This window comes from Streptomyces sp. BoleA5 (genome assembly GCF_000373665.1).
In the GTDB taxonomy this organism is placed as follows: Bacteria; Actinomycetota; Actinomycetes; order Streptomycetales; family Streptomycetaceae; genus Actinacidiphila.
On sequence record NZ_KB892092.1, the window covers coordinates 73,265 to 94,339 of the forward strand.

General features: G+C 71.6%; 18 protein-coding genes and 3 pseudogenes. 7 read left to right on the forward strand and 14 right to left on the reverse strand.

Features of this window, described 5'->3' with window-relative positions:
- Window positions 1–31: 31 nt before the first annotated feature.
- From B085_RS0107795 to B085_RS41675, 3 genes are all read right to left on the reverse strand, one after another.
- Complete coding sequence (locus B085_RS0107795) at window positions 32–355, reverse strand: CU044_2847 family protein (protein ID WP_106434881.1); 324 nt, start codon at window positions 353–355, stop codon at window positions 32–34.
- A 138-nt stretch (window positions 356–493) separates the two neighbouring features.
- Window positions 494–1,378 carry a metallophosphoesterase family protein gene (locus B085_RS0107800; RefSeq protein WP_018558011.1) on the reverse strand — a complete coding sequence of 295 codons (885 nt, stop codon included), beginning with the start codon at window positions 1,376–1,378 and terminating at the stop codon, window positions 494–496.
- Between the two features lie 74 nt (window positions 1,379–1,452).
- Entirely contained in the window at window positions 1,453–1,899 is a 447-nt protein-coding gene (locus B085_RS41675; protein ID WP_018558012.1) for an LppU/SCO3897 family protein, read from the reverse strand.
- A 317-nt stretch (window positions 1,900–2,216) separates the two neighbouring features.
- On the opposite strand from B085_RS41675, the gene B085_RS0107810 reads away from it, so the two are divergent.
- Window positions 2,217–2,585, forward strand: a complete 369-nt coding sequence (locus tag B085_RS0107810; RefSeq protein WP_018558013.1) for a hypothetical protein — start codon at window positions 2,217–2,219, stop codon at window positions 2,583–2,585.
- Here the strand turns inward: B085_RS0107810 and B085_RS0107815 are convergent.
- The gene (locus tag B085_RS0107815; RefSeq protein WP_018558014.1) at window positions 2,565–3,224 is read right to left on the reverse strand and encodes a DUF308 domain-containing protein; all 660 of its coding nucleotides are present in this window, start codon (window positions 3,222–3,224) and stop codon (window positions 2,565–2,567) included. The two genes, B085_RS0107810 and B085_RS0107815, sit on opposite strands and share 21 nt — an antisense overlap.
- Before the next feature lie 44 nt (window positions 3,225–3,268).
- Window positions 3,269–4,888: a tannase/feruloyl esterase family alpha/beta hydrolase gene (locus B085_RS0107820; protein ID WP_026250785.1), complete on the reverse strand. Its 1,620-nt coding sequence runs from the start codon at window positions 4,886–4,888 to the stop codon at window positions 3,269–3,271.
- Window positions 4,889–5,394: 506 nt separating this feature from the next.
- Here B085_RS0107820 and B085_RS50575 point away from each other — a divergent pair.
- A pseudogene (locus tag B085_RS50575) lies at window positions 5,395–5,610 on the forward strand (IS982 family transposase); the annotation flags it as partial.
- 77 nt (window positions 5,611–5,687) lie between these two features.
- Here B085_RS50575 and B085_RS0107825 read toward each other — a convergent pair.
- The 4 genes from B085_RS0107825 to B085_RS0107840 all read right to left on the reverse strand — a co-directional run bounded on the left by B085_RS0107825 (window position 5,688) and on the right by B085_RS0107840 (window position 10,831).
- Window positions 5,688–6,362 carry a GAP family protein gene (locus B085_RS0107825; protein ID WP_018558016.1) on the reverse strand — a complete coding sequence of 225 codons (675 nt, stop codon included), beginning with the start codon at window positions 6,360–6,362 and terminating at the stop codon, window positions 5,688–5,690.
- Window positions 6,363–6,620: 258 nt separating this feature from the next.
- Window positions 6,621–7,163: a glycine-rich domain-containing protein gene (locus B085_RS50580; RefSeq protein WP_018558017.1), complete on the reverse strand. Its 543-nt coding sequence runs from the start codon at window positions 7,161–7,163 to the stop codon at window positions 6,621–6,623.
- A 1,329-nt stretch (window positions 7,164–8,492) separates the two neighbouring features.
- Window positions 8,493–10,379 carry an ABC transporter ATP-binding protein gene (locus tag B085_RS0107835; protein ID WP_018558018.1) on the reverse strand — a complete coding sequence of 629 codons (1,887 nt, stop codon included), beginning with the start codon at window positions 10,377–10,379 and terminating at the stop codon, window positions 8,493–8,495.
- 161 nt (window positions 10,380–10,540) lie between these two features.
- The gene (locus B085_RS0107840) at window positions 10,541–10,831 is read right to left on the reverse strand and encodes a hypothetical protein (RefSeq protein ID WP_158689686.1); all 291 of its coding nucleotides are present in this window, start codon (window positions 10,829–10,831) and stop codon (window positions 10,541–10,543) included.
- 693 nt (window positions 10,832–11,524) lie between these two features.
- Between B085_RS0107840 and B085_RS50585 the strand changes: the two genes are divergently transcribed.
- Together B085_RS50585 and B085_RS0107850 are read left to right on the forward strand one after the other, a co-directional pair.
- Window positions 11,525–12,070, forward strand: a complete 546-nt coding sequence (locus tag B085_RS50585) for a hypothetical protein (RefSeq protein WP_018558020.1) — start codon at window positions 11,525–11,527, stop codon at window positions 12,068–12,070.
- 119 nt (window positions 12,071–12,189) lie between these two features.
- A complete protein-coding gene (locus B085_RS0107850; protein ID WP_018558021.1) occupies window positions 12,190–13,083 on the forward strand; it encodes a class I SAM-dependent methyltransferase in 894 nt (297 codons plus the stop codon).
- On the opposite strand, the gene B085_RS0107855 is transcribed toward B085_RS0107850, so the two are convergent.
- From B085_RS0107855 to B085_RS46690, 4 genes and pseudogenes are all read right to left on the reverse strand, one after another.
- Window positions 13,078–13,938, reverse strand: a complete 861-nt coding sequence (locus tag B085_RS0107855) for an alpha/beta fold hydrolase (RefSeq protein WP_018558022.1) — start codon at window positions 13,936–13,938, stop codon at window positions 13,078–13,080. The genes B085_RS0107850 and B085_RS0107855 overlap by 6 nt on opposite strands.
- Window positions 13,939–13,990: 52 nt before the next feature.
- On the reverse strand, window positions 13,991–14,755 hold the full coding sequence (locus tag B085_RS0107860) for an alpha/beta hydrolase (RefSeq protein WP_018558023.1): 765 nt from the start codon (window positions 14,753–14,755) through the stop codon (window positions 13,991–13,993).
- Window positions 14,756–14,989: 234 nt separating this feature from the next.
- Window positions 14,990–16,924 (reverse strand): hypothetical protein, encoded by a 1,935-nt coding sequence (locus B085_RS41690; RefSeq protein ID WP_018558024.1) that lies wholly within the window; start codon window positions 16,922–16,924, stop codon window positions 14,990–14,992.
- Between the two features lie 285 nt (window positions 16,925–17,209).
- Window positions 17,210–17,761 (reverse strand): annotated as a pseudogene (locus tag B085_RS46690) (IS5 family transposase); the annotation flags it as partial.
- A gap of 100 nt (window positions 17,762–17,861) precedes the next feature.
- On the opposite strand from B085_RS46690, the pseudogene B085_RS49950 reads away from it, so the two are divergent.
- The 3 genes and pseudogenes from B085_RS49950 to sigJ form a co-directional block, all read left to right on the forward strand.
- Window positions 17,862–17,978: pseudogene (locus B085_RS49950) on the forward strand (IS5/IS1182 family transposase); the annotation flags it as partial.
- A 105-nt stretch (window positions 17,979–18,083) separates the two neighbouring features.
- Window positions 18,084–18,818: an SDR family oxidoreductase gene (locus tag B085_RS0107875; protein ID WP_018558026.1), complete on the forward strand. Its 735-nt coding sequence runs from the start codon at window positions 18,084–18,086 to the stop codon at window positions 18,816–18,818.
- An 83-nt stretch (window positions 18,819–18,901) separates the two neighbouring features.
- On the forward strand, window positions 18,902–19,867 hold the full coding sequence (sigJ, locus tag B085_RS46700) for an RNA polymerase sigma factor SigJ (RefSeq protein WP_078619806.1): 966 nt from the start codon (window positions 18,902–18,904) through the stop codon (window positions 19,865–19,867).
- 294 nt (window positions 19,868–20,161) lie between these two features.
- Here sigJ and B085_RS0107885 read toward each other — a convergent pair whose 3' ends face one another.
- Complete coding sequence (locus tag B085_RS0107885) at window positions 20,162–21,064, reverse strand: metallophosphoesterase family protein (protein WP_018558028.1); 903 nt, start codon at window positions 21,062–21,064, stop codon at window positions 20,162–20,164.
- Window positions 21,065–21,075 lie beyond the last annotated feature (11 nt).

Genomic DNA, 21,075 nt, shown 5'->3' on the forward strand with positions numbered 1-21,075 from the left:
ACCCGCTGCGACAAGTGTAGGCGGCAGGGATTCAGGAGGTCCCTCGCCGCCACACCATGGCGACCTTGAGGTGTCCCTCGCCTTCGGTGTGGGCGATGACGGCCCCCGCCTTGGCATTGAAGCGGACACCGAACTCGACGCTGACCTCGTCGGGTTGCCGAGGGAGTGCGATCAGCCGGTCGAGCGTCGTCTCGGCCACGGTCCGGATGCGGTCCAGCCCGGATTCCAGAGAAGCGGAAGCCTGCGCAATGGTGTCGCCGGTCCTCGAGACGGCCACGACTCCCGGTTCGTCCTCGGCGATCTCCACCACGGCTTCACCGCCGTCTGCTGTGCGAAAGCTGATGAGGTGCGTCACAAGCTCTCCCCCGTCCTCACATGAAGCGCTGACCGATGGTGTCACCGTCACTCGATGTGACGCGACATCTGTGCTTGAGTCAACGTAGCGTCAGATCAACACGCATCAGGCTTAGTTACGGCAGTTGCCTGCGGGACGTCACGCGCCGGGGCCCAGTCGCTCGACGATCGAGCGGAGCTGGTCGCGGTCGAGCTCGTAGACGGTCTCGCCCGCCCGCGGGTCGCGTGCGTGGAGCACGTGGAACAGCGGGGCGTACGGGCCGCCGAGGTCGACGAGGGTCGCCGAGGCCCCGCGTACCGTCCGCTCGGTGCCCTGCGGGCCGGTGAGGTCGATGCGGCTGAGGACCCCGGGGGTCACCCACACCGGGACCGAGGCGAGGTGGCCGAAGAGCTGCAGGTGGAAGTGGCCGCACAGGACGAGCCGTACGTCCGTGCCGCGCACGGCGTCGGCCAGTGCGGCACCGTCCTGCAGCCCGAGGGCCTGCTGGACCTCGACCTCGAGGGTGACGGGCGGGTGGTGCAGGACCACCACGGTTCCGTGCGGCGCGGGTTCGGCGAGCACCTCGCGGAGCCAGTCGAGCTGGCGTGGCCCGATCCGGCCGTAGACCTTGCCGGGGACGAGCGAGTCGAGCGTGACGAAACGGTGGCCGCCGATCTCGCTGACGGCAGCTCGCTCGCCCTCCGGGGAGTCGACGACCGCGCTCGCCAGGTCGCCGCCGTCGGCTCCCAGGTGGCCGCTGCCCAGCACCTTGGCGAAGGCGCCGCGCTCGTCGTGGTTGCCGGTGCAGAACACCACAGGCGCCCGCCTGGGCCCGGCGAACTCCCGCACCATGTCGCGGGCGGCGGTGTAGGCCTCCGGGGAGCCGTCGTCGGCGACGTCGCCGCTGACGACGACGGCGCCGACGTCCGGGACGGAGTCGAGGCCGGCGAGCATCCGGCGCAGGGACTCCCTCGCGTCGATCCCGCGGGAGTTGGGCCCCTCGACGGGGCCGATGTGGATGTCGGACAGGTGAAGGATCCGCATCCCTACCACGGTACTCATCGCCTGACGCGACGTCACCGGGGCCGCGAGCCGGCCTCAGCGGTGCCGGCGCGCGGTCACTTCAGCCTCTCGAGGCAGAGCGTGAAGTCCCGGCCGGAACCGCCCTGGGTGTAGCGGCTGTACTGCTCGTCGCAGGTTCCGTCCGTCCCGGACTGCCTGTCGGCCACCTTGAACTGCGCCTTGGAGTCGCCGCAGTCCACGATCTCGAACTCCGGGTCCCCGACGGAGATCACGCCTGTTGCCGCCGCGTTACCCGCGTGCAGGCAGTCGCCGGCGTCGGCGGTCGCGGCGCCCCCGAACCAGGTGGTGTAGCCGCCGTAGGCGACGACCCCGATCACCACGACGCTGAGGATTCCCTTGAGTACGCCCTTGACGCTCCGGGGGCGCCGGGGCGCGGGCGCCGGAGGGCCGGGGACGCTGTACGGGTTGCCGCCCTGAGGGCCGTGCGGGGCGGGCGGTTGCTGGTTGTACGGGTTGCTGCCGGGCGGCGGCGGAGTGGTCATCGCGGGTCCCCCTGGGGTGCGTAAAGGCAAGGTCAAGTGGCCGGTGGAAGCTATCACCGGGAGGGGGTCACGTGGCTGGGAGGCAGAAATCTGTGGCCTTGGCGTGACAGTCGGCAGGTGCCGGGCGTGCTGCCGTGGTCGTCAGGCCCCGAATTCGAGGGGCGCGACGTGGCGCGCCGGGCCGGGGTCAACGGAGACACGGGGTCGAGCGCAGCAGACGGCCCCCACCGGGGTCATCCGGGCGGTGCCGGCGGGACACGCGTCCCGCCGCCTGCCGGACGTTCCTTTCCCTTCACCACTTCCCCAGGAGAATTCCCATGCCCCGCACACCTCGCACCCGGCGTCTCGCGATCCTCACGGCCTCCGCCGCTCTGGCGGCAGGGGGTGCGCTGATCCCCACCACCGCGTTCGCCGCCCCCGCATCCGCACGGACGAGCGCCGTGTCTACTCAGGCGCCCCACCAGCAGTCGGAGACCGCCGGTCACGGCGGCGACAGCGACTGCTGGGAGTGCGACTACGGATACGGGGAGTACGCGGACTGCTACTACAGGGATTCCTACGACTATTACGACGGGTACTGGGTGTACCACCGAGCCGGGGCCGCCCGGAGACATACGGGTTCCGGCCCGGTGGTGGGAACCGCCGGGCCGGAACCCGTCGTCGGCTCAGGGGCTCGACGGGCTTGACGTCCCTTGCGGGACCGACGCGGGCCGGTGACGGGCGCCGTGCGACCGGCAGGCGCTTCGGGTGCGCAGCCGGCGGCTCTTCCAGCCCAGCAGCAGGGCCTGGAGGATGAACCACACCCCGCCGCCCGTGGCGTACGTCGCCAGCACGTCGAGCGAGGGGTCGTCGCCCACGGCCTGGATGTTGTAGAAGACGCCGACCAGGAGGGACAGTCCGCCCGATATCAGGGTCGGCCACTGGTTGCCCAGCTCGGAGCCGCGCCGCCGCAGGCCGACGACCACTTGGGCCGCTCCGGAGACGGCCGCCCAGGCGCCGAAGACGTGGAGCACCGGCTCCACGCCACCCGCTCCGGCGATGCCGACGGCGAGGGCGGCGAACGTGCTCAACACGCCGTTGAACGCGGTGACTCCGCGCTCCGAACCATCGGGGGTGGCGCGGTGGTCGAGCAGCGAGGACACCGCGTCAATCAGCGGGTAGACGACCAGCAGCGTGATCACCGGGGCGTCAAGGGAGTCATGGGCGCGGGCGAACACCAGGGCCCACGCCACAGCCAGGACGCCGCGGCCCAGGTACAGCCTCAGCAGGGAGGAACGTTCCGCCGTCGCGCCCCGGGTCGGGGGATTCGCCGTCTGCGTACTCATGGTGCTCGGCCTTTCTCGGGTGGATCGGATCGGTGACGGCGAGTTCAGTGCCGGGGCGGGAGGACGCACCTGAAGCTGGAGGCGAGGTCCGGGTCTCCGTGACCCTTGTAACGGGACACCTCGGGGTAGCCGCACAGGTCGCGGGTGACGCTCTTGCCGGAGGCGTCGACCAGGGTGGCGGGCAGTGTCTTGGGGGCCTTGCCGTGCTCGACCCAGGCGGTCAGCGCGGCAAGGCCGTCGGCCGAGCCGTCGGTGCCGTTGAGACCGCAGTGGTCGGTGCCCGGGGCGAGGAAGAGGCGGTAGAAGTCGTCGACCCGCTTGGCGCCGCCCATCTTCCGCTCGACCTGCTCGTGGTACGCGACGGTGCCCTGGGCGGGGATGAACTGGTCGGCCTGGCCGTGCCAGGTCAGCAGTTTGCCGCCGGACGCGCGGAAGCCGGACAGGTCGGGGTCGTCCGTGCCGATCACCCCGTCGTACTCGGCCTGGGACTGCTCGAACAGCTCGGTGAACTGACGGTAGGTGATCTTCGACAGGTCGAAGGAGGGGTCCTTCTTCACCCAGAGCCCGACCCACGCGGCGGGCACCGGGAAGGGGCTGCCCTTGACAGTGCCGTCGGTGCCGGTCGTGACGGCCGCGAGGCCCCTGAGGTCGGCCCCGATCGGGACGCCGTACCACAGCTTCTTGCCGGAGGCGGTGCGCGGGCCGTCCCAGATCCTGCGCACCACGGCCGCGTCGGCCGCCGTGATGGTCAGCTCGTCGCCGTTGCACGCGACCTTGGTGCCGATCAGCCCGCGAGGGTCGAAGTCGCACCGCTCCGGGTCGTTGACCAGTCCGTCCCCGACGCCGTCGAGCGAGTCGCACGCCTTGACGGCGGCATCGGTGAACGCGTCCAGTTCGCAGCCCGACGGGAAGGTCTTCTGGTTGTTCATGACGACCTGCGGCCACAGGGTGGCGACCTCGAACTCGTCCCAGTTCACGGCGGGCGCGTCGGCGAGGATGCCGTCGTAGTCGTCGGGGTGGCGCTGGGCCTCCATGTAGCCCTGGCGTCCGCCCGTGGAGCAGCCGGTGAAGTAGGCGTAGGCGGCGCGCTTGCCGTAGACCGCGTCGACGACCTCCTTGCCGACGACCGCCGCCTCGTGCTGGGAACGGGAGGCGAAGTTCTTCAGCGGGGTGGTGTTGACCTCGCCCTCGCTGTTCAGCGCCCAGTTGACGTCGAGGGCGTCACCGACGCCGGCGTCCGTGGTGGTCGCCGCGTAGCCATTCTTGACGGCGGTGCCCATTCCGACACCGTTGTCCCCGGCGAGGTAGGCGCTGCCGCCGAGCGCCTGGAAGCGGCCGTTCCAGCCCTTTTCGGGCAGCCAGGTGCGCACCGTGGCGTGGTCGTCCTCGCCCGGGTGGGTGAGGGTGACGGTCACCTTGCAGAAGGCCGGGACGTCGGTGACCTCGCCCTGCAGGACACCGGTCCCCTTGATGGTGCCGCCCATGTCGCGGACCGCCGTCACGGCCTCCACCTCGGTGCCGGCAGGCGCTCGCACCGGCATGGAAGCGCAGTCGAACGGTCTGGCCGAAGCGGGAGCCGGGGTCTGTGCCGAAGCGGTCGGCAGGTACACCGCCGCGACCAGCGGCACTCCGGCCGCGATCACGGCCAGAAGTTTCTTCTTCATCTTCATTGCTTTCACATCCTGAGTAGCTGGTGCGCCTGACCGCGGCGACGCGTGGGCACATCGCACGACGGGAAGGGCGAGGGCCGGTCTACGGGCGGGCAGTCCCGTGACCTCGGCAGACGCCCCGAGTCGACCTCGGGGCGTCAAGACTGATCCGAACGTATCACCGGTTAAGGCGGTGACGAAAGTGGGTGATGAAAGGAGATGCCGAAAGTGAGCGGTATGCATCCGAAGGTGTGACCCACGGCCCCGATACGATCCGTCCGGCGATGCGCCGCACATCCGGGACCGGGTCAGGTGGTGGACCCGCCTGGGCGTCGCAGCTCAACTCGCCTGGCGCTGCCTGCTGGTGCGGCATCGCGGACGTCGGTGCGGCCGCCACTCCGCCCCCGCCCGGGCAGGGCGCCGTCGAGGCGCATCCAGTGCGGCCGCATGCGCCAGCCCTTAGATGAGTGAGTCCAAGGGATCGCCTGCGGACATGGCACGAGGGCGTCCAATGTCAGTGTGTGAAGACAGACCTGGACACCCTCGCAACGGCACTCTACGCCCGGATCGACGATGAGTTGAAGGCTTCACTGTGGTTGGCCCCGTGGCGTCCGAAAGTCGGGATCACGCCCACGCTCAGTGACGCGGAGTTGCTCACTCTCGCGGTCATGTCAGCGTTGCTCGGCTATACCTCCGAGCGGCGCTGGCTGCGCCGGGTCGGCCGGGACTTCCGGCACCGCCCGGGCGGCCGGCTCTACGCGTGGGTGGACGCGAAGCCCGATTCGGGCTTGCGGGGGCCTCGGAGCGAGGGGCCTCATGCGAGGCCGCTGATGCCGTCCCCCAGGAGCTTCAGGCCGAGGACGAAGAACAGGACGGCCATGATGGCGGCGTTGTGCCGGGCCGCCCGGTCCCGCCAGTTGGCGAGGATGCCCTCGGCCCGCTCACCCATGCACAGGTACACGGCGAGCGGGGCGAGGACTCCGAGCGAAGCGATGACCACGAACACGGCGAGCGCCCCGATCTGCTGCGGCACGGGGATCCCCGCCGAGCTGATGGAGGCCCCGGCGGCGATGGTCAGCGGGGCGTTCTTGGCGTTCGCGGCCGAGAGCAGCAGTCCGAGGCCGAGCACCTTCGGCGGGGTGAAGTGGTCGATCGCCGCCATCCACTTCGGCAGCCGCGCCTGTGAGGGGTCGCGTGGACGCCCCCGCCACTGCCGGGCGGCGAACAGGAGGAGCAGGACGCCCAGCGCCAGCTTGAGGGCGCCCACCCACGTGGCCGGCTGGCCGTGCGCGGACGCCCCGCCGGGGCCGCCCACCGCCAGCGTGATCGCGCCGAGGACGGCCAGGCCCAGGAACCAGCCGACGGCGAACAGCGTGCCGTTCGTCCGGCCCTGCGGGGTGGCCAGGATGAGGATCATGGCCACGATGGGCAGCGGACTGACCGCGACGGCGGCGGCCAGGCCGAGCACATCGCCGACGGCGTGTCCCAAGGCGGCCTCCTCGAAGGCGGAGAGTTCACGTGCGCGTGCGTGCCATGGCGACACAGCGGCCGCGGGCACCGGCCGGGCCCCGTAACCGATCGTGGGACGACCTCGACGCGGGGGCTCGGTATTCGTGCCGTACGGGTGACCGACGGGCGTGATGCCGCGTAGCCGGTCCGCTCGACGCCGTCTCACGAGGGACGGGGCGGGGTGCTCCGCCCGCGGCCGGGCCCGGCGCACGAGTCGGTGCGCCGGGCCTTTCGCGGTCTACCACCAGATGACGACGTATCCGGGGCCGCCGGGCAGGCCGTCGCGCTCGTTGGGGGGAGCGTGAGGGGCGCCGTTGCCGCCGATGCCCGCGGCCGGTGGTGCCGGCTGGGTGACGCCGTCCACTGCCGGACGACCCCCCAGACCCGGAATGCTGCCCCCACCGGCCCCGCCGACGGCGCCCTGCCGGACCGTGCCCTGGCCGGGGCAGGAGCCGAAGCCGCCCACGCCGCCGCTGTTGCCCGTGGCGGCCCGGCCGCCAAGTGCCGTCACGACGCCGCCGAGACCGTTGTCCACCGTGCTGGGCGTGCCGGGCTGGCTGCTCGTGTTGTCGGTTCCGCCCGCTCCTCCTGTGCCGATGTCCACCGTGACCGGTGTGCCCGACTGGACGGGGAGGACGCACCAGACGAAGCCCCCGCCGCCGCCCCCCGGTCCGGCGTTGACGTCACTTCCCGAACCTCCTCCGCCGGCACCCCATGCCTGGACGAAGACCGAGGCGACCCCGGCGGGCGGCGCGAACTGGCCGTCACTCTGGAAGTCCACCAGGCCGTGAGCCGTGCCGGCACCAGGCGGCCCCTGCGGTCCCTCGGGCCCTACGGGGCCCTGCTGACCGGCGGGCCCGGCAGGCCCCTGCTGACCGGTCTCGCCCTGCGGGCCCGGAGGCCCGGCAGGACCGGCGGGGCCCTGGGCTCCAGGAGTCCCCTGCGGTCCGGGAGGCCCGGGTGGGCCGGGTGGGCCGGGAATCCCGGGGCGCCCCGGGTGCCCGTGATACCCCGGACGGCTGGGGCAGTACCCGGGGAAAAGGGGGAAGAGGAAGCACGGGTCGGCAAGACGGCTTCCCGCGCCGGGTTTCACGGCCTCGGACGCGCCACCGTCGGCGCCTCCCGCATGTGCGGCACCTGTGAGAACACCGGACGACAGAGCCACGGCGGTGGCCACCGTCCACAACGCTCGGGGTAGGGCTATTCGAGACAACACGTCACCTCCAGGAAGGGGCCCGCAACGGGCGGCGGTCGCCGCACCGGCGGAGAGAAGCTCTCGTAGAAGGCAGCGAGCCCACAGCAAGGATCACCCTGTGTGACGTGACCTGCACATTCGCCAGCCGACCGGGTGACCGACATACGGCCAAGGCCCGCATTCGGGTTCCGGTCCCTCCTGCCGCCGCCGGGAGGAGCCGGCCGCGACGCCCTCGTCCGGCAGGCGTCGTGCGCCGCGTGGTCCGGAAGCGGTGGAGGGCCGGCCGGTGCCGAGTGCCCAGGCTCGTGTGGCTGTTGAGGCCCCGTTCGGCCGTTCTGCCGCCCTGTGGGGTGCCGAACGCCCGCCGCGTCGTCCGGTGGAGTGAGGCGCCCGCCTCCACCGCTGGGACGGGCGCCTCGGGCGAGCCGGACCGGTGCCGAACCGGGACCGCGGCCACCGCGTAGCACGGCCGATCACCGTGCTGATGCGGACCGCCCTGTCATGCGGCCTGCGGGCACGTGGACCGGGCAGCCCGACGAGGTGTGACAACGAGCCGTCCACGCAGGCTTTCTGACGTCCCACGTCGTGCACATTCCGAGGACGGCCTACCGCATCGCGGCGTGCCTATTGCGCACCGGTAGTGACGGTCGAGGTGATGACCCTCGGCCCCGTCCCGGTCGAACCACCGCTGGCCCCCTGTCGGTGGTGGCCGAGGAGGGCGCAGAGTTCGACTGCCGCGTCCACGAGGGTGCCAACCCCGGGACCAGCTTGTCAGGATCACCAGCGATCAAGGCGGCCTCTCGATGGAGCTCGGCCGCTGAACCGATTCCCGGGGCCTCCCCGCCCGAGGTGGCACCCGGGCGGGGAGGCCGGCTGCGGGAGCGGCCCGGACGAAGCGGGTTCGTCCGCCCGGGCTCAGCCCACAGCGCCGGGCAGGACGCTCTCCGTGCTGAACTGGGTGCGGTAGAGCTCGGCGTACCGGCCGTCCGCCGCCAGGAGTTCCGTGTGGGTGCCGCGCTCGACGATGCGGCCGTCCTCGACGACGAGGATGAGGTCGGCGGCGCGCACCGTGGACAGGCGGTGGGCGATCACGACGGCGGTGCGGTCGGTGAGGGCCTCGGCGAGGGCCTCCTGGACGGCGGCCTCGGAGGTGCTGTCGAGGTGGGCCGTGGCCTCGTCCAGGATGACGACGCGCTGCCCGGCCAGGAGCAGCCGGGCGATGGTCATGCGCTGGCGCTCCCCGCCGGACAGGCGGTAGCCGCGTTCGCCGACGACGGTGTCGAGGCCGTCGGGGAGTTCGGCGACCAGGCGGTCCAGGCGCGCGCGGCGCAGCACGTCGCGCAGTTCCTCGTCGGTGGCCTCCGGCCTGGCGAGCAGCAGGTTGGCCCGGATCGTGTCGTGGAAGAGGTGGCCGTCCTGGGTGACCATGCCGACCGTGGCCCGCAGCGAGGCGGCCGTCAGGTCGCGGACGTCGGTGCCGCCGACGCGGACGGCGCCCTCGTCGGCGTCGTACAGGCGCGGCAGCAACTGCGCGATGGTCGACTTCCCGGCACCGGAGGAGCCCACGAGCGCGACGGTGTGGCCGGGTTCCGCGCGGAAGGAGATCCCGTGGAGGACCTCGCCGCCGGCGCGGGTGTCCAGCGTCGCGACCTCCTCCAGTGACGCCAGCGACACCTTGTCGGCGGACGGGTAGCCGAAGCGGACGTCCTCGAACTCCACGGCGACGGGCCCGTCCGGCACCGGCCGGGCGTCGGGCCGGTCGGCGATCAGGGGCCGCAGGTCGAGGACCTCGAAGACCCGCTCGAAGCTGACCAGGGCGCTCATGATGTCGACGCGGGCGCCCGCGAGCGCGGTCAGGGGCGCGTAGAGCCGGGTGAGGAGGAGGGCGAGGGTGACGACGGAGCCCGCGTCGAGGGCGCCGGTCAGCGCGAAGTGGCCGCCCAGGCCGTAGACGAGCGCCAGCGCGAGGGCCGAGACGAGGGTGAGCGCGGTGATGAAGGCCGACTGCGCCATGGCGGTCCGCACGCCGATGTCCCGGACCCGGCGGGCACGTTCCTCGAACCGGGCCGACTCGTCCGCGGGCCGGCCGAAGAGCTTCACCAAGGTGGCGCCGGGCGCCGAGAAGCGCTCGGTCATCTGGGTGCCCATGGCGGCGTTGTGCGTCGCGGCCTCGCGCTGCAGGCGCGCCATGCGGGTGCCCATGCGGCGTGCCGGGACGACGAAGACCGGGAGGAGGGCGAGGGCGAGCAGGGTGATCTGCCAGGACAGGGTGAGCATGACGCCGAGGGTCAGCAGAAGGGTGACGAGGTTGCCGACGACCCCGGAGAGCGTGTTGCTGAAGGCGCGCTGCGCGCCGATCACGTCGTTGTTGAGGCGGCTGACCAGGGCTCCGGTGCGGGTCCGGGTGAAGAAGGCGACCGGCATGCGCTGGACGTGGTCGAACACGGCGGTGCGCAGGTCGAGGATGAGGCCCTCGCCGAGGTTCGCGGACAGCCAGCGGCCCAGCAGCCCGAGACCCGCCTCGGCCAGGGCGATCACGGCGATCAGCACGGCGAGCGTGGTCACCCGTCCGGGGTCCCCGCCGGAGACGATGGCGTCGACGACCCATCCGGCGAGGACGGGGGTCGCCACGGCGAGCAGCGCGGTCACGATGCTCAGCAGGACGAACTGGGTGATGCGCCGCCGGTGCGGCCGGGCGAAGGCGCCGACGCGGCGCAGGGTGTCGCGGGCCAGGGGGCGGCGGTCCTGCGTGGCGTTCATGACGCTGTGCAGCTGGGTCCAGGCCGTGGTCTCCATGCTCATGCACTGACCGTAGAACCTCGACCGTCCTTGAGGTCAAGGCACCCCCGCGAACGCGTGGGTGCCCGCACCCGGTCCCGGGCTCCCGGGAGCACCTCTCCCAGGGGCGCCGACGCGGCCCGCCCGCCACCGTGGGCGGGCCGCGTCGTCACGCGCGGGCTACGTCACGGGAGGAACGGCGTCGTGCACTGCAGGCAGATCATCTTCTTCGGCCACTCCTCCCGCCTGCGCTGGGAGGTCTGCTCCTTGCCTCGCTCCCGCGCACCCCACACCGCCCCGCCGGCCGTCACGAGCAACCCCAGCAGGATCACCCCCGACGCCAGCAGCGCCACCCCGAATCCGGCCACCAGCAGCGGCCCGACCAGCGCCGCCTTCTCCTCCTCCGGTTGCGCGAGATCCTTCTTCAGCGCCGAGCGCGGGTCGATCGTCGCCACGTACAGCTTCAGGCTCTGCACCTGGGTCGACCCGCATCGCGTGCACTGCAACACCGCCACCGCATCCCCCGATCCGTCGACAGACAACGAGGATGCGGGCCGCCCCACCAAGTCGACAAGATGACAAAACGCCTCACGTGGAGGTTCCGGGACCCGGGGATCACCCGGTCCGGCTACTGAATGTGCATGACGAGGTGCCCGAGGCGACTCTTGACGTGGGCCCCCGCCGCTCACGACCGCTCACTCTCCGGAAGCGGTACCTGCCGTCCGTCGCGGGCCGTTCCTGGAGGTGACGTGGTGTCTCGAACAGTCATGCCCCGCGTGTTGCGGGCGGTGGTCACGAGCGTGACGCTGGCGGCCGGTTCGATGGCGGGTGCGGCCGGCGCGGCCGGCGCGGCCGGTGGTGCCGCGTTCGGGGCGGGCGGACCTCTCGCCGGGAAGCGTGCGGCCCAGCCGTGCTCGCCCTTCCCGTATCCGCCCTGGCACTGCCCGGGCCGGCCCGGCCGCCCCGGTCCGCCGGGGCCCCCTGGTCCGCCGGGACCTCCTGGCCCGCCGGGACCTCCCGGTCCGCAGGGCCCCGCCGGCCCCGCCGGACCTCAGGGGCCGCAGGGCGGGACCGGTCCGCAAGGACCCGCCGGGCCCGCCGGACCGGCAGGTCCCCAGGGGCCAGCCGGGCCCCCGGGGCCGCCCGGAACCGCAGCCGCCCACGGCCTGGTGGACTTCGACGACGATGGTGTGCTCGTGCCGCCCGCCGGCGTAACCACGGTCTTTGTCCAGGCATGGGGCGCCGGCGGGGGCGGAGCCGTAGGCGGCGGCGCGATCACCGGCGCCGGAGGCGGCGCCGGCGGCTTCGCCTGGTGCGTCCTCCCCGTCCAGCCCGGCACACCGGTCGCGGTGGACGTCGGCGCCGGCGGCGCCGGAGGGGCAGGCGCGGCCAACGGCTCTCCGGGGACGCCGACCGGAGTGGACAACAACCTGGGCGGCGTCGTGTCGGCCGGTGGCGGCGGGGGCGCGTCGCTGCTCCTCGGCGGCAGCGGTGGCACGGGCGTCTGTCCCGGGCAGGGAACCGTCCGCATGGGCGCGGACGGCCAGGAGGGCAACCCGACACCGGGGGGTGCCCCGGGTCAGGGCGGCCGCCCCGCGGTGGACGGCGTGGTCCAGCCGGCGCCACCCGGTGCGGGCGAGGGCGGCGACGGCGGCGGCGACACCGACCTTCCGGGTTCGGCGGGCGGCGACGGATACGTCGTCATCTGGTGGTGACGGACCACCCCCCCGGTCCGTGTGCGCGCGCCCTCGCCTCACGGCCTCCCCGGGATTCCGCCCGGAAATCGATATCCTCGCGTCCAGTTCGGCGGACCACCTTCTCCAGGGAGAAGCTCATGCCACATTCGGGAGAGACCGCGGACGCGATTCCCCGGCCGCAGCGATTCGCTGACGTCGAGGGCTGGTTCTGGCCGGTCGACCAATTGCTCTTCGACTGGTTCCTGCGCCGGCAGAGCAACCTCGAACACCAGGGTGACCTGCTGGAACTCGGTGCCTACATGGGGAAGAGCGCCATCTTCATGGGCGGCTACCTCCGTCAGGGCGAGCGGTTCACGGTGTGCGACCTGTGGGATTCCCCGGCCGTGGACGACCCCAACAGCGCCGAGATGAATTCGGCGTACGCGACGCTCACCCGGCGCGCGTTCGAGGCCAATTACCTGTCGTTCCACGACCGGCTGCCCACGATGGTGCAGGCCCCCACATCGGTGATCGCCTCGCACGTCGGCGCCGGCAGCTGCCGCTTCGTGCACGTCGACGCGTCGCATCTGTACGAGCACGTCTCCGGCGACGTCGCGGCGGCGCGCGAACTGCTCGGCCCGCAGGGCATCGCGGCCTTCGACGACTTCCGCAGCGAGCACTGCCCGGGCGTCGCCGCCGCCGTGTGGGCGGCGGTGGCGACGCTCGGCCTCAGGCCCATCGCGGTCACGAGCACCAAGCTCTACGGCACCTGGGGCGACCCGGCCCCGACGGGCGAGGAACTGCAGAGGTGGCTGAGGACGCGTCAGGACCTGTGGCACGCCGTGGACCAGGTGGCGGGCGTGCCCCTGATCCGCATCAGGGGCACGAACGCGAAGTCCCCGGCTCCGCCGGTATCCCGCCACGCGTCACTGCGCGGCCGCACGTCCCCGGTCAGGGAACAGGCCCGCGCCGTCCGCCGCCTGGCGAAGGACCTCGTTCCGCCGGCCCTGGCCCGTGCGGTGCGGGCGTCCCGCCACCGCCGTACGTTATGAGGCCCTGACCGCGGTCCCACCTGCCAGGAACCCCGCCACGGCCGTCACGAAGCGGGCCGGGTCGTCGAGCCAGGGGAAGTGCCCGGCGCCGGGCTGGACGACGAGCGCGGCGTCCGGGAACAGCCCGGCGAACTCGGCGACCGCGGCCGGGGGAGCCCCGAGGTCGACCTGCCCGGCCAGCAGCATGACGGGCGCGGTCAGCCGGGCGAGCGCGGCGCGGGTGGCCTCCGGGTCGAAGGCGCCCTCGGCGCCGAACGCGGCCACCACCTCGTCCTTCATCTGCTCCCGTTCGGCGGCCTGGTGGGCCCGCGCCGCATCGTCCCAGCGGCCGTAGGAGAACGGCGCGAGGGCCTGCCACCGCTCGGCGGTGGCCTCGCCCGCCGCGATCGCCTCAAGGGCCGCGAACGCCTCCGGGAACCACGGTTCGTCCCGGCGCAGCAGGGCCGTCTCGCGCCGGAGGGCGCCCGGGACGGGAATCCCGACGGCCCGGACGCTCGGCGTGACGAGGACGAGGGCGCCGACGCGGTCCGGATGGCGGCCCGCGTACTGCGCGGCGATGTTCGCCCCGGCGCTGTGGCCGAGCACGTCCATCCGGTCGAGGCCGAGGTGCTCGCGCAGGGCCTCGACGTCGTCGACGAGCCGGTCGCAGCGGCAGGAGGCGAGGTCCTTCGGCAGTCCGGACAGACCGGTGCCCCGGAGGTCCGGCCTGATCAGCCGCCGGTGCGCGGACAGGCCGCCGAGGTCGCCGAGGTACACGGAGTCCTGCGGCCCACCGGGCAGGCACAGCAGCGGGCGGCCCGAGCCGAAGTCGTGGTAGGCGAGCTCGGTGCCGTCGTACGAGGGGAAGAAGGGCATGGCGGAGGTCCTTTCGGCGGTGCTGAGGGAAGCGCGGTAGCGGGGTGCGGGGTCAGTGGGGTGCCTGCCGCGCGCCGGAGTCCCGGGCGAGACGGCCGGCGAAGAAGCGGTGTTCGCTCTCCACCTCGGACGTGGGCAGCTCCATGTGCCGGCCCGGGTTGGCGTGGAGCGTCTTGTCGCGGGAGGCGAAGGCGTCGAAGAGGGCGAGGGACGACGACCGCGGCACCAGCTCGTCGTCCCACTGCAGGAGGAAGCGGACCGGGACGGTGATCCGGGCCGCCGCGTCTGCGAGGGACTCGTGGCCGAGCAGCCCGAACACGGCGGCGGTGATCCGGGGTTCGGCGGCCACGAGCGGCACGCCGACGGCGGTGCCCAGCGACAGGCCCCAGAATCCGACGGGGACGTCCCGGCCGACGCGGCCGTGGGCCTGCAGGGCGTCCAGGGTGGCGCGCCACTCCGGGACGGCGCGGGTGGCGAGTGCCGCGTTGTGGGCCGCGACGAGCGGGGCGACGGGCCCGCCCGAGGCGACCGCCTCCCTGATGCGGACCGCGGCGGCCTCGTCGGCGGCGGTCCGCGGGCGGTCGCCGTGGCCCGGCGCGTCGACGGCGGCGACCGCGAAGCCTCCGGTCGTCACATGGTGGTGGGCGCGGGCCAGGACGCCCGGGGCCTTCTTGTGTTGTCCGCCGCCGTGGGCCAGCAGGATCAGCGGGCGGTCGCCGTCCGCGCCGGCGGGGGACCAGAGCACGCCGGTGATGTCGCCGAGGACGAAGCGGTGTTCCGAGACGCCGTCGGCGGTCGTCTCCGAGAGGAAGCGCATGGTTCGGTGCCTTTCGGGATGCCTGCGGGCACTCCCGGGGACACCTGCGTCAGCGGATCCGCGCAGCCGTGCGTGAGGGGAGCACCCGTCCTGATACAGCGTTGATGGGTCTCACCTCCTCGGTCGTCACTGCGCGGTGACGTTATCAGGCCCGTGCTCATGGGGCAGCCGGTTTTCCGCCGCCCTCCCCTGGCTCCCGTCGCCCCCGGCTCGCGTGGGGCGACGGGAACGGGCTCAGGGCTGCGGGGAGCTGAATGCGGTCAGGAAGCGGTCGCGGAAGGTGTCCATCCGCCAGACGGGCGCGCCGTGTTCGGGCTGCAGGCCGTCGCTCCAGCCCCAGCCGGAGACCTGGTCCAGCACCTTGGGGTCGTGGGCGACGATCGCGATCGGCACGTCCCGGCTGGCGTCGACGCCGACGACCGTCGACACCGGCTGGTGGTCGCCGAGGAAGACCAGCACGGTGTTCTCGTCGCCGTACTTCGTCACGAAGTCGATGAGGTTGGTCAGCGAGTACTGGATGGCCTTGCCGTACTCCTGGCGCACCAGGGCGGCGTCCTTCCATACGTCCTCGCGGTTCTTGCCCTCCTTCTGGATGGCGTCGTAGACCGAGCCGTCGCCGACCTCGTCCCAGCCGATGGTGTGGGGGACCGGTGCCCAGGGGGTGTGGCTGGACGTCAGGATGATCTCCGACATCATCGGCTGGTTCGACGCCTTCCCGTGCTCCAGGCGCTCGAAAGCCGACAGGGTGTACTGGTCGGGCATCCGCGACCAGCCGAACCTGGGTCCCTGGTAGCCCATGGTGCGTGAGTCGTGGACGTGGTCCAGGCCGAAGAACTTGCTCTCCGGCCAGGCCCGCGTGACGCCGGGCATCATGCCGACCGTCCGGAAGTCGCCGGTGCGCTTGAAGGCACTGGTCAGGGTCATCCGGTCGCTGGAGCTGACGTAGCGGTAGCGCTGCTGGTCCGGGACCCACAGCCCGGACAGGAAGGTGGTGTGGGCGAGCCAGCTGCCCCCGCCGGTGACGGGCGAGGTCAGCCAGCCGCTGCGGGCGGAGAACCCGGCGTCGGCGAGCTGCCGGGTGCCGTCGCGGAGCACCGCGTCGACGCCCGGCGCCATCGCCGGGTCCTCGACGGCGCCGCGGCCGTAGCTCTCGATGAACGTGAAGATGACGTCCTTGCCGCGCAGCCCGGACAGCAACCGGTCCGACGGCACCTTCGCGAAGCGGTCGTCGGCCACCTCCTTGGCGAACACCTTCCGGTCGGCGAGCCCCTGCTGCACCGTGGCCACCTGGCCCCGGACCCGCTGGCCGGCGACCTTGGCGGCCACGCTCAGCCCCGAGACCTGGATGCCGAGCGTCGCGCACGTCATCCAGACCACGCCGGCCACCAGGGTGCTGCGGCGTGCCACCGAGGGGTGCCGCGCCATCAGCTTGGAGAGCCGCACGATCGCCAGCGGCATCAGCACCAGCAGCGCGAGGACGGCGAGCAGGGCTCCGGCCAGGGCCCCGTACGCGGTCGTCCCCCCGGCCGAGTCCTTCAGGAACGACAGCCCGTCGGCGAACAGGGACCAGTCGAACAGCAGGTGGAACGGCCGCTGCAGCGTCTGGTAGAAGCCCATGTCCACGCAGTTGAGGAGGACCAGCAGGGCGAGCAGGACCCCGCTGAGCACCGCCACCACACGCCGCGGCCGCGGCGGCAGCACGAGCAGCAGGGCGGCCAGCAGGATCGGCTCCGCCGGGACGCGGACGAAACGGGACGCGGCCAGCTGGGAGAGCCGGTCGGGCATCAGGAAGGCGAAGAGCACCAGGACGGCGGCGAGGACCGTGAGGCTCCACGACAGGGCGCGGGTGATGTCGGGGTGCCGCTCCCGCCATCGGGCGACCGCGTTCTTCGCGGCGGGGGCCGGTTCCCTGGGGCCGGGGTCGGGGTCGGGGTCGGTGGGGGGCGGTTCGGCGGGGGTCGCTTCCGCCGGTTCCGCCGGTTCCTCCTGGGCCTGTTCCACGTCCGGTCCGTCGCCGGGGGCCGCGGCCGTCTCGGGGGAGGCGGCCTCCGTGCCGTCCTCCGGGGCCGACTCCGCGACCGCCTCCTCCGGGGCGTCACCTGGGGGCGTGTGCTCCGTCGAGTCCGCCTGGTCCTTTGCCGACCGCTGATGAGCACTGGAGAGCGACACCCCGAAGTTCCTTCCACACGAGCCACAGTGACGGACGATGACCCCGGACGAAGAGGCTTGGGCCACCGACAAGCCTGTACGGCTCACCGGCCGCCTCGGTTCACCCTCCTCCCGTTCGTCGGGAAAAGCCGACCATCGCATGGGCATGTCTTTACGGAACAGGGAGGGTTTCACCCGGCCGTGCCTACGGCGTCACCCGGCTGCCGAACGCGCCCGTACCCTGCGGCACGGCGACGAGACGGACGCTGGGTGTGCCCAGCAGGCAGACGGTGCCCTCGGTGGGCAGCCCCGGTCGGCGTACAGACGCCGGGGCTTGCGGCGGGGACGTCCCCGCAGAACCCCGGATCGGTGGGACCGCGTCCAGCAGTGGCAGAAGCTGGGTGACGTCTTGCCGGTTGCCGCCGGTGAGTGTGACGGCGAGCGGGATTCCGTGACGGTCGACGATCAGATGGTGCTTGGAGCCAGGGCGGCCTCGGTCAACGGGCGACGGGACGGTGCAAGCGCCCGAATGTGCGAGCCGTCCACCGCGCAATCGTCGAGGTCCAGCAGGCCGGCGCGGCGCAACTCGTCCAGCAAGACGGCATGCAGGCGGGGCCGGACACCGTCCTCGGTCCGGTCCCGCAGCCGACGCCAGGCCGTCACCCCGGTGCAGCTCACGGTATCCGCGGGGACGCCGCGCCAGGCGACACCCGTCCGCAGCACGTACGTGACGCCGGGGAGTGCCACGCGGTCCGGAACGCGCAGCCGCCCGGGATAGCGGTGGCGCCGTCCGGGAGCAGGCGGCAACAGCGGAGCAACCCGCTCCCACAGGTCGTCAGGAACAAGATCAGCATGCACCCCGGACTCACTGCCGACCAAGATCGTCGAGCGCAGGACTCGCGGCTCAAACCATTCTGAAACGATCAGTTAGCGGCCGATGCCGCTGGGTCATCGAACGCTCTCCGGCTACCGCCGGCTCAGCCCCCGCTACGAACGCGGTCCCCGTAACCACCCAGCCTTTCTCGGACTCGCCGCCGCCCTGCGCTGCTACAAGCGACTCATCTGCCTCACCACACAGGACACGGTGCAGCAGCAAGCCTGCTTCGCGGCCTCACATTCCTCCGGCCTGCGTCGTCATGTTGGTGAGGGCAGCGACTGATGCCCGGAACGGAGTGCGGAAGTGAAGGTTTTCATCGCTGGTGGGCGCGGCCGTGTTGGGTCCCGCCTTGCCGACAACCTGCAGGCCAAGGGCATAGAGGTGGTCTCGGGAGGGCTTGAGGACGGGATCGACGTGATCTCGGGCAAGGGGCTCGCCGAGGCTCTCGTCGGAGTCGACACCATCGTGAACGTCCTCAACACCCCCCGCTTTGATGCGGAGGGGGCGATCTCGTTCTTCGAGGGAGCGATCAACAACCTGACTGCGGAGGGCGAGCGGGCAGGTGTGCGGCATCACATCGTGCTCTCCATTGTCGGTGTCGGGGAAGGAGACGCATCTGAGATCGGGTACTACCTCGGTAAGGTGGCGCAGGAGAAGGCTGTGCGATCCGCCTCGATCCCCGCCACCATCATTCGGGCCACCCAGTTCCAGAGCTACATCCCTGTCCTCATTGACCAGCACACCGTGGACGGAAAGGTTCTCGCTCCGAGGTCATTCATCCAGCCCGTCGAGCTGGACGAAGTCATCGAGCTGCTCGCCGAGGCAGTCACGACGCTGGATCCGGGAAGTGTGGTCGAGATCGCTGGACCCGACCGCTTTTACCACGACGACCTCTTCCGTGCCACTCTGGCCGATCGCGGAGACGATCGTGAGGTTGTGACCGTGGACGGACAGGAGCCCCTCGAGGCCATGGTTCCGCGCGGCGCGTACCGGACAGGCACCGTGCGGTACCCGATTGCAGGGATCCCCACTGTCTGAATGCGATAGTGGAGAGAGGCGGGAACGTCTGACCGTCAAGCGATAGGTTAGGCGTGCTGCGCTCCAATGGGAAAGGGTGCCGCATGTCGGAAGATCTTCCTTTCGAGGCCGCGGAGTTCGGAAAAGCCGAGCGTGATGAATCACGTGCTCTCGATTCGATCATGGCGGAGCGGCATCGTCTGCTGTCGCTCGCCTTTCGCATGATGGGCACCCTGGCCGATGCCGAGGACGTCGTGCAGGAGACATATGTGAGGTGGTACCGCCTTGAGCCCGAGGAACGCGACGAAATTGCCGCGCCTGCAGCATGGCTGATTCGAGTTGCGAGCCGTATCTCACTTGACCTGCTGGGTTCCGCGCGGGCGCGACGGGAGACGTACGTCGGGCAATGGCTACCGGAGCCAGTTCCAGCTGACCTTTTTGCGGACACAGCCGTGGCGCCACTGAACTCCAGTCATCTCGCTGCTGATCCGCTCGAACGTGTCACCCTCGATGATGCCGTCAGCATGGCATTGCTGACGGTCCTCGAGGCCATGACCCCAGCAGAGCGAGTGACGTTCGTGCTGCATGATGTGTTTGGCGTCCCGTTTGACGAGATTGCTGGTGTCGTAGGTCGTTCGGCAGCGGCAACAAGACAATTGGCAACGTCCGCACGCCGCCACGTTCGACAAGGAAGGCGCGCACAGGTTTCTCCCCACCAGCATGATGAGGCTGTTCGGGCATTCCGCGGTGCAGCTGCCAGAGGGGACATCGAAGACCTGCTCCGCGTGTTGGCTCCAGACGTCGAACTACGGGTGGACGGCGGCGGCTTCGTCAATGCCGCACCTCGGGTCATCCGTGGGTCGGATCATGTAGCCCGTTGGTTCATGGGAGTGATGCGCAAGCAGCCCGCCCTCCGCCTTGAGCGACGCGACACAGCCGACGGTCTCGGATACATTCTTCGAAATGAGGGGCGTCGACACGGAATGATTACCTTTGACGTCAGTGATGAAGGCGTCACGAACGTGTGGCTGATGCTGAATCCAATGAAGCTGACAAATTGGTCACTCTGATCGCTTTACTGATGATCATCAGGCACCCCGCAGACCCTGCCGACGAAGATCACTGACTGCCAGCCGACACGCCGATCTCATTCTGAAACGATCGGTCACGGCGGTGGCGGTCCTGGCCAGACAGTGCCAGGTGGCGCGGGTCCGCGAGCCTCGCCGCATGTGAGGTCGGCCACCGGGGCGGGTATGTCGACGCCCTCGACCGGTGCCCGAGTCACACGGTGCCTTCTCTTCGTTCGCCGCGGCGGATCGTCACGCGGCGACGTGCGGTGAGGTCGAGCCGGTCTCCCCGGAGGGTCAACTGCCGGGCGCGGACCGGGCGCTGGGGCCGAGCTGGTCGATGATCGTACGGAGCTGCTCCCGGTCGAGCTCGTAGATCGTCTCGCCCGCCCTCGGGTCGCGCGCGTGCAACGTGTGGAACAACGGTCCGCCGCGGGACCCGATCTGCACCAGCGTGGCCGAGGCTCCCCGGACGGCGCGCTCGGTGCCGGGCGGCGCGGTGAGGTCGACCCGGCCGACGACCCCCGACGTCACGCACACCGGCACCGACTCCAGGTGCCCGGACAGCTGGAGGTGGAAATGGCCGCAGAGGATCAGCCGCACGTCCGTGCCGCGGATCGCGTCGGCCAGGTCGCCGGGGTTGCGCAGTCCCAGCGCGTGCTGCACCTCGACGTCGAGCGCGATCGGCGGATGGTGCAGCACCAGCACACTGCCCATCGGGGCCGGGGTGGCCAGGACCTCCCGCAGCCAGGCGAGCTGCGCCCCGCCGAGCAGTCCGTACCCCATGCCGGGCACCAGCGAGTCGAGGGTGATGAAGCGGTAGCCGTCGACCATGCTCACGGCCGCCCGCTCCCCGGCGGGCGAGGTGAGCATGGCCTGCGCGTGGTTGCGGCCGTCCGGGCGCAGGTGCCCGCTGCCCAGCGCCCGCGCGAAGGCCCGCCGCTCGTCGTGGTTGCCGGTGCTGTAGAACACCGGCGCCTGCCGGCGCAGGGCGAAGTCCCGGACGATGTCGCGCACGGAGAGGTACGCGTCCAGCGATCCGTCGTCGGCGATGTCGCCGCTGATGACGATGGCGTCGATGTCCGCCACCGGTTCCAGGTCGTTGAGGAGCCCGCGCAGCGACTCCCTCGCGTTGACACCACCCGCCTTCGGTGATCCGAAGCGGTCGAGATGGGTGTCGGAGAGATGCAGGATCCGCATTGCGCGTACGG